This is a genomic window from Paenibacillus sp. BC26, assembly GCF_900116125.1.
In the GTDB taxonomy this organism is placed as follows: Bacteria; Bacillota; Bacilli; order Paenibacillales; family Paenibacillaceae; genus Paenibacillus_Z; species Paenibacillus_Z lignilyticus.
Map to the genome: position 1 here is coordinate 284,840 of NZ_FPAD01000002.1, position 15,358 is coordinate 300,197.

Annotated in this window: 12 protein-coding genes and 1 riboswitch; of the genes, 3 read left to right on the top strand and 9 right to left on the bottom strand. The window is 51.1% G+C overall.

Features of this window, described 5'->3' with window-relative positions; translation table 11 throughout:
• Positions 1-30: 30 nt before the first annotated feature.
• A riboswitch (cyclic di-AMP (ydaO/yuaA leader) is annotated at positions 31-235 on the bottom strand.
• Positions 236-301: 66 nt separating this feature from the next.
• From BM412_RS17700 to BM412_RS17720, 5 genes are all read right to left on the bottom strand, one after another.
• Positions 302-1,450 (bottom strand): ATP-binding protein, encoded by a 1,149-nt coding sequence (locus BM412_RS17700; protein ID WP_091221194.1) that lies wholly within the window; start codon positions 1,448-1,450, stop codon positions 302-304.
• A gap of 79 nt (positions 1,451-1,529) precedes the next feature.
• Complete coding sequence (locus BM412_RS17705) at positions 1,530-2,156, bottom strand: TetR/AcrR family transcriptional regulator (RefSeq protein ID WP_091221196.1); 627 nt, start codon at positions 2,154-2,156, stop codon at positions 1,530-1,532.
• 130 nt (positions 2,157-2,286) lie between these two features.
• Positions 2,287-2,988: a CAP domain-containing protein gene (locus BM412_RS17710; protein WP_091221199.1), complete on the bottom strand. Its 702-nt coding sequence runs from the start codon at positions 2,986-2,988 to the stop codon at positions 2,287-2,289.
• A gap of 116 nt (positions 2,989-3,104) precedes the next feature.
• Entirely contained in the window at positions 3,105-4,076 is a 972-nt protein-coding gene (locus tag BM412_RS17715) for an HNH endonuclease (RefSeq protein ID WP_091221201.1), read from the bottom strand.
• Positions 4,077-4,103: 27 nt separating this feature from the next.
• A complete protein-coding gene (locus BM412_RS17720) occupies positions 4,104-4,985 on the bottom strand; it encodes an AraC family transcriptional regulator (RefSeq protein ID WP_177245899.1) in 882 nt (293 codons plus the stop codon).
• Positions 4,986-5,084: 99 nt separating this feature from the next.
• Between BM412_RS17720 and BM412_RS17725 the strand changes: the two genes are divergently transcribed.
• Both BM412_RS17725 and BM412_RS17730 read left to right on the top strand, forming a co-directional pair.
• Positions 5,085-7,115: a beta-galactosidase gene (locus BM412_RS17725; RefSeq protein ID WP_091221206.1), complete on the top strand. Its 2,031-nt coding sequence runs from the start codon at positions 5,085-5,087 to the stop codon at positions 7,113-7,115.
• Positions 7,116-7,193: 78 nt separating this feature from the next.
• Positions 7,194-8,042, top strand: coding sequence for a CAP domain-containing protein (locus BM412_RS17730; protein WP_256256410.1), 849 nt, complete (start codon positions 7,194-7,196; stop codon positions 8,040-8,042).
• A 380-nt stretch (positions 8,043-8,422) separates the two neighbouring features.
• On the opposite strand, the gene BM412_RS17735 is transcribed toward BM412_RS17730, so the two are convergent.
• Positions 8,423-9,301, bottom strand: a complete 879-nt coding sequence (locus BM412_RS17735; RefSeq protein ID WP_256256411.1) for an AraC family transcriptional regulator — start codon at positions 9,299-9,301, stop codon at positions 8,423-8,425.
• Between the two features lie 161 nt (positions 9,302-9,462).
• On the opposite strand from BM412_RS17735, the gene BM412_RS17740 reads away from it, so the two are divergent.
• Positions 9,463-10,305: a phytanoyl-CoA dioxygenase family protein gene (locus tag BM412_RS17740; protein ID WP_091221209.1), complete on the top strand. Its 843-nt coding sequence runs from the start codon at positions 9,463-9,465 to the stop codon at positions 10,303-10,305.
• A gap of 69 nt (positions 10,306-10,374) precedes the next feature.
• Here the strand turns inward: BM412_RS17740 and BM412_RS17745 are convergent, their stop codons facing one another.
• From BM412_RS17745 to BM412_RS17755, 3 genes are all read right to left on the bottom strand, one after another.
• Complete coding sequence (locus BM412_RS17745; protein ID WP_091221212.1) at positions 10,375-13,212, bottom strand: alpha-mannosidase; 2,838 nt, start codon at positions 13,210-13,212, stop codon at positions 10,375-10,377.
• A 215-nt stretch (positions 13,213-13,427) separates the two neighbouring features.
• A complete protein-coding gene (locus BM412_RS17750) occupies positions 13,428-14,447 on the bottom strand; it encodes a Gfo/Idh/MocA family protein (RefSeq protein WP_091221214.1) in 1,020 nt (339 codons plus the stop codon).
• A 28-nt stretch (positions 14,448-14,475) separates the two neighbouring features.
• Positions 14,476-15,261 (bottom strand): sugar phosphate isomerase/epimerase family protein, encoded by a 786-nt coding sequence (locus BM412_RS17755; protein WP_091221217.1) that lies wholly within the window; start codon positions 15,259-15,261, stop codon positions 14,476-14,478.
• Between the last annotated feature and the right edge of the window lie 97 nt (positions 15,262-15,358).

Here is a 15,358-nt window from a genome sequence, read left to right on the forward strand (position 1 = left end):
AGGACACACAGCTTAACAGCGTGTCATAATCTTCCTTATCGCATGCGGCCTGCGAGGTTAGTTGTCGGATTCGGATTGAGGAGTTCAACCCTACGCTTCGTGAAATAAGCGATTCACCCCAGCGCCAATTGCGCGTTCAGCACTGCATTCCGATCAAGCGGAATGTCAGGCCGGAGGGCAGTTATGCCACTCCCTAAAAGATCCCCCGTACGTTACGTTTCGGCTCGCGTAATAGAATACCATATCCGGATTAGTGAATCCTACCGGTAAATACAGGAACAGCACTCGGAATTACCATGATTTATACATTTCGCGGAAGAAAGATGCTGACCGTGGTCCCTTTCCGAGGGGTGCTCGTAATATCCATTCGTCCATGGTGGCCTTCGATAATTCGATAGCAAATCATAAGACCAAGCCCCGTTCCGCTGTCTTTCGTAGTAAAGAACGGACCGCCCAGCTTAGGCAGCTGGTCATGCGGGATGCCGATCCCTTGGTCGATGATTTCGACGATCAGCTCGCTCTGCTGATGCAGCTTCATGTCAATCGTAATGACGCCTCCACTCGGCATGGCCTCGATCGCATTCTTAAGCACATTGACGAATACCTGCTTCAGCTGGTTCTCGTCGCAGAGCAGCTCCGCTGAAGTGGCATCCGCACGCGAGACGATCTGTACGTCGCGGAGAATCGCCTGCGTCTCAAGCAGCGTCAGTACGCTTTGAATGATTTTGACCAAGTCATGCTTACGGAACTGATTGGCCTGCGGCTTGGCAAGCGCCATAAATTCCTGCACGATCGAATTGATGCGGTCCAGTTCGACGAGCATAATATCGAAATATTCATGATACTGGTCGATCTTCGTCTTCAGAAACTTCGAGAAGCCGATCAGCGACGTAAGCGGATTGCGGATTTCGTGTGCGATGCCTGCGGCCATTTGACCGGCGACAGACAGCTTCTCCGACTGAATCAGCGCTTCCTCTTCCTTCTTCCGCTCACGCATATCACGGAATACGCTTTGCACGACCGTGCCTTTATTCAAGTAATTGCGAATGCGTGTACTGGATACCTCGACGTCGATGATTTCCCCGCCTTCCGCAATCAGCTTGCATTCCAGAAACTCGTTGGGCTCATCCGTCTGCATAATTGCCTTCACACGATCTGCGGATCGCTCCCTGTAATCGGGGTGTATGTAACGGAAGCTCATATGACCCGTGGAGAAGTCGCTTTCCGAAATATTCAACAGTTTAAGACCTGCCTGATTGGCGAACAGAATATCGTTCCCGTCATGTACAAAAATCGGCTCCGGCAAATATTTGATCAATCGTTGGTAATTGTGCATATCAGACCTGGCATCGACATCGTCCATTCCGTCCACACCATGATTCCCTTTACCCAGCTTCCTCTTCACATTCAAAGCAAGCGACTTGTTATAATATACGGCTTTCCGCCTCATGTCTCATACCCTCCGGGTGATGAAGTGTTCATAAGGATTTCGCCTCTAATTCTGACAAACCCTGCACAGTGAGAAAGTTTTAATGTTCCTTCATCCCGCGAATCAGCGTTTGAATGCCTTGCTTGAAAATCGGCATTGTGCGCTTAAGCAGCCCCTCTGTCGGCTCTGAATGGTTGCTGTAAGTGCCGATAAAGCCTTGCAGGTAATAAAACAAGATTCGGCCGTTGTTTAAGGCTGCCTCTTGTGTCAGTCCCTCTGACCCCTCAGTGACCGCACTATGTAACACCTTCATAATGTGGGCGAACAGTCTGTTGCGGATGACGTTGACTTCAAGCTCCGGCTGAGGATCATCGACGCGTACCGAAGCGGACATAAACAGGACTGTCTGCAGACTGCCGCTCGTCAGGCTGAAGAGAACATATTCGCTGCATACGGCGAGCAATTTATCCAAGGCGGCCGTGTCCGGTTTCGTAATTTCGTCCAGCAGCTTCTGTTCGAGCGTGAGCAGCGACGGAATCGCAATCTGCTGAAGCAGCTCTTCTTTATTTTTGAAATATAAATAAATGGCGGTATGCGAGCAGCCTGCTGCTTTGGCAATTTCGCGCATCGTTACTGCAGAATACCCCTTCTCCGCAAACAAAGCTGCTGCTGCCGCACGAATCGCGGCTTTCATCTCTTCCGTTAATTGCTGCCTTCTTGTGGTCATAGGAGGGACACCTCATGTTTGTTTAGTTTGGTAACCGTTGGTCACAGAATAACCGATGGTTATTGCAACGTCAACGTTAACGCAAAAAAGAGCGGCCGATGGTCGGCCGCTCTTAGCTATTCATATTGGATTAGGACGTAAATTCTTGTACCCACTCGCCGTTGTAATAAGCAACGCCGATTTTGTTAAAGTTCTTGCTGAGGATGTTCGCTTTATGACCCGGGCTGTTCATCCATGCCTGCATTACTTCTGCCGGCGTACGCTGACCCTTCGCGATGTTCTCACCTGCATACGAGTAAGAAACGCCATAAGCACGCATCATATCAAACGGCGAACCGTAAGTTGGCGAATTATGATCAAAGTAATTGTTCGTATACATATCCTTTGCCTTGTCCAAAGCGACTTTCGTCAAGAGCGTATCGGATTTCAACGTGCCCAGACCTGCATTGGCGCGTTCTTTGTTAACGAGTGTAACGACTTGAGCGGCAAACGTGCTCTTATCTGTCGTGCTAGTACCTGTGTTGGTGTTTGACGATCCGCTGTTCGACGATCCGCCGTTCGAGGAACCTGTCGTAACCGGAACCTTGATTGTCATGCCCGCCCAAATGATATTCGGGTTCGCAATGTTTGGATTCGCTGCAATCAGCTTGCTGAGGCTGATCCCGTATTTCGTTGCGATTTTGTACATCGTGTCGCTGTTCGTAACCTTATACGAGACGGAACTGTTCACTGTGGCTGCTTCTGCCTTCTGCAGGGCTGCTCCTCCTCCAGCCACGATCAAACCGGCTGCGAGTACGCTAGCTACACCTATACGAAATGGTTGCATCTTCATGAATATTTCCTCCTTGTTATGGTTATCGTGTGTGCCGACCTTTCGACGCCACCCATGTTAACACGGGGAAATAACAAAATACACCTCATAAAATATGGAAACCAATCGTTTCGGTGTTAAAAATCATCGAAAACAAAGTCCAATTTATCCGCCTTTTTCAGGTTGCAGGCCGCACATGCGCAGACGCAGTTTGCCGGAGAAGAAAGGCCTCCCTTCGACTTCGGCAGCACATGGTCAATCGTGTCCCCGTAACGGCCGCAGTACTTGCAAATATAGTCGTCGCGCTGCAGCACCAGCAGCCGGAAATCCGTCTTCGTATAGAGCTTGTGAATCAAGCCCGGATTGATAATGCCGGCGGCACCTTCCTCCACCATCCGCACGGCCATCTCCGTCGGAATATCGGTTGACCAGCGCTTGCCTGTTTCACGGTGACCACGCAGCCGAATATGTCCGCGGCCACGATCATTAAGGAGCGACGTCTTGTATGTAAAAGCACCCTTAATCGGCATGATATTCCGATTCGGCGGACGCACCGCAACCTGTTCAACCCCGCTGATTTCCGCTTTTAAGCTTTTGATCTTCGCTGCTTTGGATCGTTTGTGACGGCGTTTGCGCTTGCGCTTTGTTGCAGGTGCCGGGACAGCTTCGGCGGCCGAAACGGCAGGGGCCGTTTGCGTTTGGGCACCTGTCGAGTCATCGTTCGCTCGGTCACGGTCAGCGTCGGTTGTTGCCGGCGATACAGAGGCTGCCTGTCCATCTTGGACTGCAGCAGTCTGCTTGGACACCGCATGGCGCTTCTTGCGGCGGCGTTTCCGCTTCCTTGCCGGCTTGGCAGGAGCATCCTCCTCGGCATTTGCATATCGCTCTGCCGCTTCATCCTCATCGACATGCTCATCCTCACGTTCGATTTCCGGAAACTGTAACGCCTCGTCCATATTTTCAAACGCTGCTTCTCCCGGTGCAGCCTGCCGGTTCCTCTTGCGCAGACAAGTTCGGCAAATCCCGCGTCTGCCGCTGCTTCCCGCGCGCTTGGTGAACGCTGTAAGCGGCTTCTCAATTTTGCATGCCGTGCATGGCTTCATATCCATTGCAATCACTTCCGCTCCGTTTCCTTGTCAGGTCGTCGTCAAGCCGTGCAGCTTACGAAACTGCTCCGGTGTAATCCCTTCCGCTTTGCCGAATGCGGCAATGAAATGGCTGGGATCGCGATAGCCGGATAATTGCGCAATCTCTTTAATCGACCTTTTGTCGCCGAGGCTCATCATTTCCTTGGACTTAATCATTCGCAGTCGAATTAAATAGGCATAGGCCGTAATGCCGAACGCCTGCCGGAATAGTGAATTTAAATAGCGGGAACTGATTCCGAGCTGCTCCGCCATATCGGTAAGGCTAATATCGGGATCCCCGTAATGATAATCAAGCCAGTGCAAGAGCGGGTCCAGCTTCTCCAAATGTTGAAATACGGAGGAACGTCCGCCCTTCTGCCCATAGATCTTGATCATCGTGAGAAATCGGTACAGCTGCGCAGACGCATTCAGCCCTGTCCTGTCCTCATCATGCTGCGCTTGTTCAATCATGCTCTCCAGCTGCGAAGTGATCGGCGCGTCTTCATTCCAATTCAGCCACTCCGTTTGGCGGATGCCCAAGGAGGCCAGCATCGATGCCGCCAGCACGCCGCCGAACGTCACATACATGGTCGACCACTTCTTGCCCGGCTTCGCCGCATAGAAATGAGGAACGTCCGGGAATAAGAGGGAGCCGTTGCCGGGCGGAAGCGAATACTTGATTCCGTTCAGCTCGAACTCGCCTTCGCCCTCTATCGTTTGCAGCCAGTGGAAGCACGGATAACCCTTCGTCCGGTCCACGGCTTCTTGGTCCGGATTGATTCCAATACTATCTACATAAAGCGGCAGCTCGTACTCACCCAGCGTGAACATGTATCGGCTGCGCTGCTGACCGTCAATGAACCCTTTATTCCGCTCGATGATTTGTTCCATATTATCATATCCTGCCTGTTCTTTTTTATATATCTCTAATCCGCATCTTACCATAAAATAAAGCTGTTATCATTCACTTCACTGGAGGAATTTGCGAATATGGATACTTCGAAACTGCCCAAAATGTTATATGGCGGCGATTATAATCCCGAACAGTGGGATTCCAGCATCTGGCCGGAGGATATGCGCATGCTGGAGCTTGCCGGCATGAACATCGCTACCGTAAATGTTTTCTCATGGGCGATGCTCCAGCCAAGCGAAGATACGTATGATTTTGACACCCTTGACCGTATTATGGACATGCTCCAAGCGAACGGCATTTATGCCTGTTTGGCTACGAGCACCGGTGCACATCCCGCTTGGATGGCAAAGCGTTATCCCGAAATTCTGCGCACCGATTTCGAAGGACGGAAACATAAATTCGGCGGCCGCCACAACTCCTGCCCGAGCAGTGAGGTTTACCGGACCTACTCCACTCGGCTGGCCGCGAAGCTTGCCGAACGTTATCAGCATCATCCTGCCGTGCTGCTCTGGCATGTGTCCAATGAATATGGCGGCGAATGTTACTGCGATCAATGCGAAATCGCATTTCGCGGCTGGCTGCAGAAGAAATACGTTACGTTGGACAAACTAAACGAACAATGGAATACCCGTTTCTGGGGACATACTTTCTATGAGTGGGACGAAATCGTGCTGCCAAGCGCGCTTACGGAGCAATGGTCGTATGACAAAACCTGTTTCCAAGGCATCTCGCTCGACTTTAGCCGTTTCAATTCGGATAGCATGCTTGAGTGCTACAAGCTGGAATATGACGCGATTAAGGCATACACACCTCATATTCCCGTTACAACGAACTTAATGGGAACCTATAAACAAATCGATTATTTCAAATGGGCCAAACATATGGACATCATTGCCTGGGATAACTACCCGTCCATGAATACCCCGTCCAGCTACGTTGCGATGACGCATGATCTGATGCGCGGGCTGAAAGGCGGAGCACCGTTTCTGCTGATGGAGCAAACGCCGAGCCAGCAGAACTGGCAAGCGTATAACACTTTGAAGCGTCCCGGAATCATGCGTCTATGGAGCTATCAAGCCGTCGCGCACGGATCCGACAGCGTGATGTTCTTCCAGCTGCGCCGCTCTGTCGGTGCTTGCGAGAAATATCACGGCGCACTGATTGAGCATGTCGGCCATGAGCATACCCGCGTATTCCGCGAATGCGCGCAGCTTGGAGCCGAGCTGTCCGCTATGGGCACGAAGCTGCTCGGATCCAGACTGCCGAGCCGCATCGCCATTATGTTTGACTGGGAGAATCGCTGGGCCATTGAATATTCGAGCGGCCCGACCGTTGATTTGAAATACGTGGATGAAATTCATAAATACTACCGTGCTTTCTATGAAGGCGGGTATCAAGTGGACATCGTGTCCTTCGAGGACGATCTATCCGCTTACGACATCGTTGTCGCTCCGGTTATGTATATGGTCAAGCCGGGCATGGCTGCTCGAATCGAAGCTTTTGTCGGCAGCGGCGGGACGTTCGTGACGACATTCTTCAGCGGCATCGTCAATGAGAACGATATGGTAACGTTGGGCGGCTATCCGGGAGAACTTCGCCAGCTTCTTGGCATTTGGGCTGAAGAAATCGATGCTTTGCTTCCAAGCAGCACCAACTCCATGATCTTGAAAGATACACTCGGTTCGCTGCAGGGCACGTACCGCTGCAATTTGCTTTGCGATCTCATCCACAGCGAAGGCGCGGATGTAATCGCCGAATATGGCGAAGATTTCTATGCCGGGATGCCTGTGCTTACCCGGAATAAGGTCGGCAGCGGAGAAGCTTGGTATGTCGCGTCCAGTCCGGATGAACCATTCCTGCAAGGTTTCGCTGATGTATTATGTAAGCAGCATGGAATTGCCCCATTGCCGGGCAAGCAGCCCGGCGTCGAAGTAACACGCAGAGTGATCGATAATCGGGCTTATTTATTCGTCTTGAACCATAATGCGGATGCCGTCACAGTCGAGCTTGGATCGGAGTCAGGCACCGACCTCATTACCGGAAACACATACGCTGGGCAAGCTGTCATAAATGGCCGCGATGTCCTCATCCTTGAGCAATTTGCTTGATATTGCCTAGCTCTCCGCTCGAATAGCTCCTTTCCCCGCTGAACATATTAGTTGGTGTGAAAGGAGCTGGTTACTCAAATGAAAAGATTTTTCGGTACATTATTCGGAATTGTATTAGCTTTCGGTCTTGGCGCTCTTATCTACAATGGGGTATCGGATCGCAACGTTACGCCAAACAACACCTACCACTCCGCAAGCAGAACGGACCTCAATCATCAGCGACTGAGCATCAAATCCAATGATGATCTTCTGCCGCTGAACACAGGTCATCGAATGCTGCGGACGAATCAGCCGGGCACGTTGAGAGCTCAGAACCTTGATTTGGGCAAGATTCCATGGTATCAGCTATATTATGGCGGTACTTGGAATCCAGGCGGCGGCGGGGCAGCAAATCCGGGCACAGGGTATCCGAATGTTACCTACCCGGGCGGCAATAAGGGATCTGGCGGTAACACCGGTAATACTGGTAACACCGGTAATACCGGAAACGCAGGGAATACCGGCAACGCGGGTAATGCCGGCGGTTCTAACTCAGCGGACAGCTCCTCCATCTCGCAGCAAATCCTGCAGCTGGTCAATGCAGAACGGTCGAAAGCCGGCCTGCAGCCGCTGTCGCTGAATGCATCCTTGTCCAAGGTCGCACAAGCCAAATCCAACGATATGCGCGACAAAGGGTATTTTGACCACAACTCGCCAACCTATGGCAGTCCGTTCGATATGATGAAACAATTCGGCATCAACTACTCTTATGCCGGCGAGAACATTGCAGCAGGTCAGCAAGGTGTTCAAGCTGTAATGACCGCTTGGATGAACAGCCCGGGTCACCGCGCTAACATCCTCAGTGCTAACTTCACCCAACTGGGCGTCGGTTATGCTCCCGGCGGCAGCATGAGTCCGTATTGGACGCAGCAGTTTATCAAACCTTGATCACTTGTTAACAGAAAGCTGTCCCAAAGTCCGTCACACGACACTTTGAGACAGCTTTTCTTTTATTGAAGGAGAATGAAGTCGTTTGGCACGAGGCACGATGTCACGAATCGAAACGTAGTTAGTTTGAAGTTGAAATTCTAACGAATCCTACAGGTCTTATTTCTGTCAATTTAGTCGATTTGAAATTCTAACGAATCCTACAGGTCTTATTAGGCACCGAAATGCCCCTTTCTGCTTCATTTTCTATAAATAAGACCCTCACGATTCGTTAGACTAAAATCCAGGCGATTTTCGAGCAAATAAGGCTCCTAGGATTCGTTAGAATAAAATCTCGACGAGAATCGGCTGGGGCGAGAAGTACCGTGCGGAAGGGCTCTCTATGAGTTCCGCTTGCTGCGATAATGCCCCGGCGCATCCCCGACTTCTTTCTTGAAGGCTTTCGTAAAATGATGCACATCGGCAAAACCGCAGTAAGCGGCAATCTCTTCTATTGAATTGTCCGATCCGGTCAACAGCTCTTGCGCGTGGTGAATGCGCAGCTGCAGCAAGTACCGATGCGGCGAAACGCCAAGCTGCTCCTTGAACTTTGCGCTGAAACGCGAAGGCGACAGACTCGCTCTCGCTGCCATTTCGCTGACCGTGAGCGGCTCCGCCAAATTCAAGGATAGGAAGGATGTTATCCAATTCATCCGCTGCGGCGCTGCTTTCTCCGTTTGCTTCAGATCCGTATGATCCTCCAAAATGGTAAGGATCACTTCCGTCCCTAAGGATTGTGCCCGAAGCTGCATCAGCGGATCGCGATGCTGCCAGCATTCCACCATGGCGAGAAACTTGTCCCGCAGCGCGATCGGATGTTTCGGCCGCAGTCTAACCGGGATCGTAACGCCATGAAAGTCGTTCAGCCTCGGCTGAATGAGATGGCTGTACGGCTCCAAATCGATTTGACCGCTGCGCGTCGGAAATCGCTCTTCCCTAAATGAATCGTAGAAGAAGTCCATATGGGCAAATGGCGTAATCGTATTCGTTTTCCCTTCCAGCACATTCAAGCTCTTCGGTTGGATCAGACAAAAATCGCCTCGTCGAAACTCATAGGGGATTCCGTCTACTTGAAACACGCACTCCCCTTCTTGAAAATAAACGAGCAAATAATCAAGCAATCTCCGTTCCGCGGATAACCACGGCTTTCGAACGGCATAATCGCTCTCTCGGATATAGGGAACGATTGGCTGTTTCTCCATCATTTCAGATAGATACATTTATACAAGCTCCTTAGCCGCAAGCGGGTATGATTTGCTTTAATTATATACGAGCCGCAGTTGTTTTTGACAAAATAATTGAGAGATCGAAACAAAGTCAGAGGCAGGAACCTTGCTTTATAATAGAAGCATCTTAGCAGTACTAAGGAGATTAGATGATCATGAGCACAACAAATCCATCCAACCTCGCTGAGCTTCCGCAGCTTGACAGCGATTATACGTTGACAGCAGAACAAACCGCTTCGTATCAGAAGAACGGCCATATCCTTCTGAAGGGCATTGTGACCCCGGATGAAATGAGCTTCTACGAGCCGCTTATCGAACAAACAGTGCGTCAGCACAATAACCATACGAAACCGGTTGAAGAGCGTGACACGTATGGCAAAGCATTCATTCAAATTGGAAACCTATGGAAGATGAATGAAGGGATTGAACGTTTCGTTCTGGCACGCCGTTTCGCCAAAATCGCAGCCGAGCTTATGGGCGTGGACGGCGTTCGAATCTATCACGATCAAGCGTTGTTCAAAGAACCGGGCGGCGGTCATACGCCATGGCATCAAGACCAAGTTTATTGGCCGCTTGAAACGCCACACACGATTACGCTCTGGATGCCGCTTGTCCCGATTTCCGAGGAAGTCGGCTCGATGACCTTCGTGGATGGATCGCATACTTCCGGCTATATGAGCCGCCAATTCATCTCCGATGAATCGCATAAGACGCTCGGTTCTTACATTGAAGGCAAAGGCCTTTCGAAAACAAACTACGGCGCGATGTCCGCAGGCGATGCGACCTTCCATGCCGGCTGGACGCTGCATTCCGCACCGGGCAATCCAACGGGTACGATGCGCGAAGTGATGACAATCATCTATGTCGCAGACGGCGTTAATACGATGGCGAATCCGGACAGCAGCGCACGCGAATCCGATTTGAAGTCGTGGTTCCCGGGCGTCAAAGCAGGCGAGCCTGCCGTATCCCCCCTCAATCCTCTCGTGTATAAGAAGTAAATGAAAAGGCTAGCCCTCCTGCATCGTTGCGATGCCGGGGCTAGCCTTTTATGATGAGTATGAGTTCGTTTAGAAATCGATGCGTACGGCCGTAAGCGAATAAGGCGCTACTTCCACGTTCAGCCGATCGCTTGCAAGCTCAACGGAATGATCATCCGGAATCAGGTTCTCGTTCACATCAACCGCGTAAGCCCTTACTGCGCCTTGGAAGAGCTTAAATGAAGCCGTCGCACGCTTACCATCCGCTTCGTACAACCGAATAATCCAGCTCGCCCCGCTATTTCCTTCCGGGACTTTAATCGCCGATACGGCAACCGCATCATCCAACTGCTCGATATACCCCGCATCAGCAGGCTTTGACCCTGACCGCTTCGTGCCTGACAGCACATTCATCGGGTGATTAAGCCGGTAAGCCTGTTCAATGACGTCGCGGCTCGACGCCGTTGCTTCCGCCAAACAAACGGACAGCTTGATCCGATGATGATTGCCAAGCTCCGGATAAGGATCCGGTTCATACGAACCGCGAATGAGCGAGACGGACATCGAATTATCCGTTCCCCGGAAACCGTACTTGTTGCCGGTGACGATGAACAAGGTTGGCTTATTGTCATGATCAGCGCGCAATGCCTGCACAAAGCTGTTGCCCGGTAATTCGATATCCCTGTCTTCCCGAACAATCGTCCCGAACGGAACATCATATTTATAGGCTTCGCTCGTATAGCCAACCGGAAAATAAAACTGCAGCTGCGGAATGCCAACCTCTCTGCTTCCCGCTTCCTGCCAGTCGCATTCTACATGGTAATCAAGGCTTCTGCTCCCTGCATCCAATGATACCGTGACATGAAGCGATGAAGATGTCTTGAACTTCATCTTATAGCTGATTGTTTGCCGCAAATCACCGGATACCGTCTTTTTCAAGATGACCCGCTCATGAAGGCTGTCGATTTGCATAAATCGCCCGACCCACCAGGCCGCCATCCCTTTGCTCGGATCCTCCTGAATAAGTCGGAATAACCCTGCCGGTCTGGACGGATCAACCAGTTGCGCACCGGATCGCTTATCGGTCAAGGAGATGACAGACGCATCTCTCGGATCAAAAACAGCCCGCACAAATTCATTTTCGAGCGAATAATCCTCATCCCGGTCAACCCGCGGATCCCCAATGACGATTTGCGAGGAGTATCCATCTCCTTCGGCAACAATCAGGGTACCGTAGCCGCAAGCCGGCACCTTCACGCGCGCAAGTAATCGCAAGTAATCATGCGACCAATAGGCATTTCGACCGCTATCCAGCACCTGGCTCGGCACGGTCTCGCCCGCAGCCGTCTTCACGACAATCGACTTCACCGGGCTCTTCCAATCCCAGAGCAGAATCTCGACCGTTTCCTCCCTCGCTTGGAGGGAAGAATTAAAGATATGGACGATGCGATTGCTTCCGGCTCCGCGTTCTACCTGCGTAATCTTGAAATCGCGTGTCCCAAAGCCGACACCCGCACCTTGCGCCGTATTTGCAGCTGTATGGCCGATTTCAATCTCCGATGTATCGATATCGGCCGCGATGCGTTCAAGCGCGAGCTTTCGGTTCGTTCCGGCAATCGCCATCGTATTCTGAAACAACCCCAGCGCATGCTCGCGTGTTTCAATAACGCCGGAGCCCGGCAGAATATCATGGAACTGATTAAACAGGACACCGCGCCATGCTTCCTCGTAAGAGGCTCCCGGATAAACGGCTCCATGTGCTGCTGCGGCTACCGAACTGAACAATTCTGCTTCGTTAAGCGTTGCTTCCGAGACTCGATTCGCGTTTTTAATGCGCGTCTGGGACGTGTAACAGCCTGTGAAGACGACATTCATCTCGCCTTTCACTACCGGCAGCTGATCCTTGATCCGCTCTGCTTCTTTGAAATAATCCGCATAACCGCCGAAGCGTATCGTTGGGCAAATCGGCCATTCCTGCATCGCCCGCAGACGGTTCAAGTCACGTCTCGTCGGCCCGCCGCCATGATCTCCTACTCCATATACATACAGATAAGTGTTCAAGCCGGTTTTCCGGCAGATGTCCGGTACATAAGACGTGAAAACAGGGCGGACAAAATCGTTGTACCAGGTCAGCTCGCGGTAGACGATGACCGATTTACCTGACGGCCCTTCCCAGCGGGTAAGCGGATCTCCTTCAGCGCCCCGGCAATGGTAGTAATAGTTCACACCGCCATTCGTTAAGATTTCCGGCACCTGCAAGCTATGTCCGAACGTGTCCGGCTCGAAATCCAAATTCAAGCTGTCAGGCTCAATATCAAACAATTTGCTGAGATAGCGTTTCGTGTAAAGAATATGCCTTGCCAGGCTCTCGCCGCTTGGCATGTTCTTGTCCGCTTCCACCCAGTGCGAGGCTGTAATTTCCCAGCGTCCTTCCTTCACTCGCTGTTTAATCTCCTCCAGCATTGCAGGTGCATACTGCTCAATAATGCGATAAATCGATGCCTGCGATTGGGAGAACGTAAACTCCGGATACTCCTCCATCAGATTGAGCATCGTACGGAACGTATCGATCGTGACGGAAACCGTCTCGTCCCAGCCCCACATCCAGTTCATATCGATATGCGCATGGGACACTGCAATAACGTCGTAACTCTTCGCATCCGCAGCCAGGCTTTCGAGCATGCGCTCCGCCTCAAGCGCTGCTTGCTTTACGATGGCTCCATCCTCCGCGATGCGCTGTTCTATGTAATCAAGCGTAGCTGCAATCACCGCATCATACTTTAGTCCATTCACCTTCGACAGTTCCTGAGCGAATACCAGCTGCGAGAGAATGCGATCATTCCATTCATTGCGTCCGCTAAATTCGAGATCATCCCAATATGATTGGGGTTCCGGTCCGATAAGTCGTCTAATTCTCGTTTCGTTCATATTCAATTCCTTTCCTCTCTGAATCGGATTTGAAGAAAATCAGCACAAACGGCACAAGCTTAGCATAGCGTTCCAAGTCCACGCCCACAATAAGGAATTTTAAAATTATGATGAGGTGATCTTAGCGTGTTAGGACGAAAAAATGACCCGCAAGCAGTCACTTTGAATGTTCAAGTGTGCTGCCTGCGGGTCATCGTAGTTGTGTAAGAAACGGATTAGAGGGAAATCACGCGGCCTGTCGCTTGCGATTCGAATGCAGCCAGGATGACGGCAAGCGATTTGCGACCTTCTTCGCCGGAGATGCTCGGTTTGGTGTTTGTCAGAAGCGATTCGATGAACGCATCGACAACGCCGCTTGTTTCTTGTTTATCGTTTGTGCTGATGGCACCTACATTGTAACGTTCAACTGTGCCGTTACGAAGCTCAACGATGATTTGATCCTTCGGATCCGTGCCGATCTTCATAACGCCGTTCTCGCACCAGAATACAGTGGAGTTGTCTTCGCCTTTGTAGTACGTCCAGCTCGCCACAAGCGTGCCGATTGCGCCGCTCTTCATACGAAGCAAGCAAGTCGCGTTATCGTCAACATCCGTGCCTTCTTTATCAAGCGTACCGATATAGCCCGTAACTTGCGCAACTTCATCGTCAAGCAGGTAACGGATCAAGTCGGATTTGTGTACGCCCAGGTCGCCCATAGCGCCCATGATTGCTTCTTCTTTACGGAAGAACCAGCTGCCTTTGCCGTCAACGCTCCAGCCTTCAGGACCTGGATGGCCGAAGGATGTGCGGAACGTCAATACACGGCCAAGCGCGCCGCTTTGTAGAAGCTGCTTTGCTTTCACGTGAGGAGGCATCAAGCGTTGGTTGTGACCAACCATCAGGTAAACGCCATTCTTGCTAGCTGCTTCGATCATTGCAGCCGCTTCTTCGTCCGTGGAAGCCATTGGCTTCTCCACAAGGACGTGTGCGCCTGCATTAGCAGCTGCAATTGTAACCGGAGCATGCAGGTAGTTTGGCGTACAAACGCTGACGGCCTCCGGTTTAATCACGCTGAGCATTTCTTCATAGCTTGCGAACGCTTTCGCATTGTATTTCTCTGCAAATTCCTCTGCGCGTTCGATGACAGGATCTACGAATGCAACGAACTCTACGTTCGGATTAGCTGCATATTCCGGAATATGACGGCGCTGCGCGATCGCACCGCAGCCTACAACGGCTACTTTAATTTTCTTCATGTTCGGTAACTCTCCCTTTGATCAATAATTATGCTTTATGGCCGTTTGCTTTCAGCCATTCCATGCTTGTTTGTACGGATTCAAGCGGCGGGTTAGCGCAGCTGTCCTGCTCCACAACCAACCATTCAACGCCTGCTTTGTTAGCCGCGTCGATAATATCGTTCAGCGCAAGATCACCTTTGCCAAGCTCGACGGTGTCGATATGGTTAACGGATGTTTCTTTGCGGAAATCTTTCAAGTGAAGCAAAGGCAGACGGCCGGCATATTTTGCAATATAAGCTAGCGGATCTTGATTGGAATATTGCACCCAGCCGATGTCCATTTCCACTTTAAGCAGATCAGCATCCACTTTCGTGTACATCGCATCGAAAATGTATTCGCCATCGATTTCAGCGGCAAATTCGAAGTCGTGGTTATGGTAGCAGAATTGCAAACCTTCTTCACGCAAACGAGCGCCGAAGGTTGCGAATTTCGCGATCAGCTCGCGCCAGAACGCTTCTCCGCCGGCCAATTGCTCGGGGGACAACCATGGGCAGATCACATAACGTGCGCCAACTGTTTTGAGATATTGGATTTGCTCTTCCATGTTCTCTTCAAGCTGCTGCAAGCCAACATGGCTTCCGAATGCTTCAAGGCCAAGCTCTTGCAGAAGGTCGCGCATTTCTTCAGCCGGAATATCGCCGTAGCCTGCAAATTCAACGCCTTCATACCCCATTGCCGCTACTTGGCGAAGCGTGCCTCTGAAATCTTTAGCTGTATCGTCACGCAGTGTAAACAATTGTAATCCGATTTTCACTAGTGATCTTCCTTTCATGATGACGGATGAACGCCTGGTCGGCGTCAAGCCCGGTTAGTTGACCAATCTGACAATCATTATAGTGGATATCAAGGCGTTCGTAGATGTATTATAT

Coding starts and splice junctions, on each gene's coding strand:
- BM412_RS17700 (WP_091221194.1), bottom strand. CDS start 1,450: ATGAGGCGGAAAGCCGTATATTATAACAAGTCGCTTGCTTTGAATGTG.
- BM412_RS17705 (WP_091221196.1), bottom strand. CDS start 2,156: ATGACCACAAGAAGGCAGCAATTAACGGAAGAGATGAAAGCCGCGATT.
- BM412_RS17710 (WP_091221199.1), bottom strand. CDS start 2,988: ATGAAGATGCAACCATTTCGTATAGGTGTAGCTAGCGTACTCGCAGCC.
- BM412_RS17715 (WP_091221201.1), bottom strand. CDS start 4,076: ATGGATATGAAGCCATGCACGGCATGCAAAATTGAGAAGCCGCTTACA.
- BM412_RS17720 (WP_177245899.1), bottom strand. CDS start 4,985: ATGGAACAAATCATCGAGCGGAATAAAGGGTTCATTGACGGTCAGCAG.
- BM412_RS17725 (WP_091221206.1), top strand. CDS start 5,085: ATGGATACTTCGAAACTGCCCAAAATGTTATATGGCGGCGATTATAAT.
- BM412_RS17730 (WP_256256410.1), top strand. CDS start 7,194: ATGAAAAGATTTTTCGGTACATTATTCGGAATTGTATTAGCTTTCGGT.
- BM412_RS17735 (WP_256256411.1), bottom strand. CDS start 9,301: ATGTATCTATCTGAAATGATGGAGAAACAGCCAATCGTTCCCTATATC.
- BM412_RS17740 (WP_091221209.1), top strand. CDS start 9,463: ATGAGCACAACAAATCCATCCAACCTCGCTGAGCTTCCGCAGCTTGAC.
- BM412_RS17745 (WP_091221212.1), bottom strand. CDS start 13,212: ATGAACGAAACGAGAATTAGACGACTTATCGGACCGGAACCCCAATCA.
- BM412_RS17750 (WP_091221214.1), bottom strand. CDS start 14,447: ATGAAGAAAATTAAAGTAGCCGTTGTAGGCTGCGGTGCGATCGCGCAG.
- BM412_RS17755 (WP_091221217.1), bottom strand. CDS start 15,261: ATGAAAGGAAGATCACTAGTGAAAATCGGATTACAATTGTTTACACTG.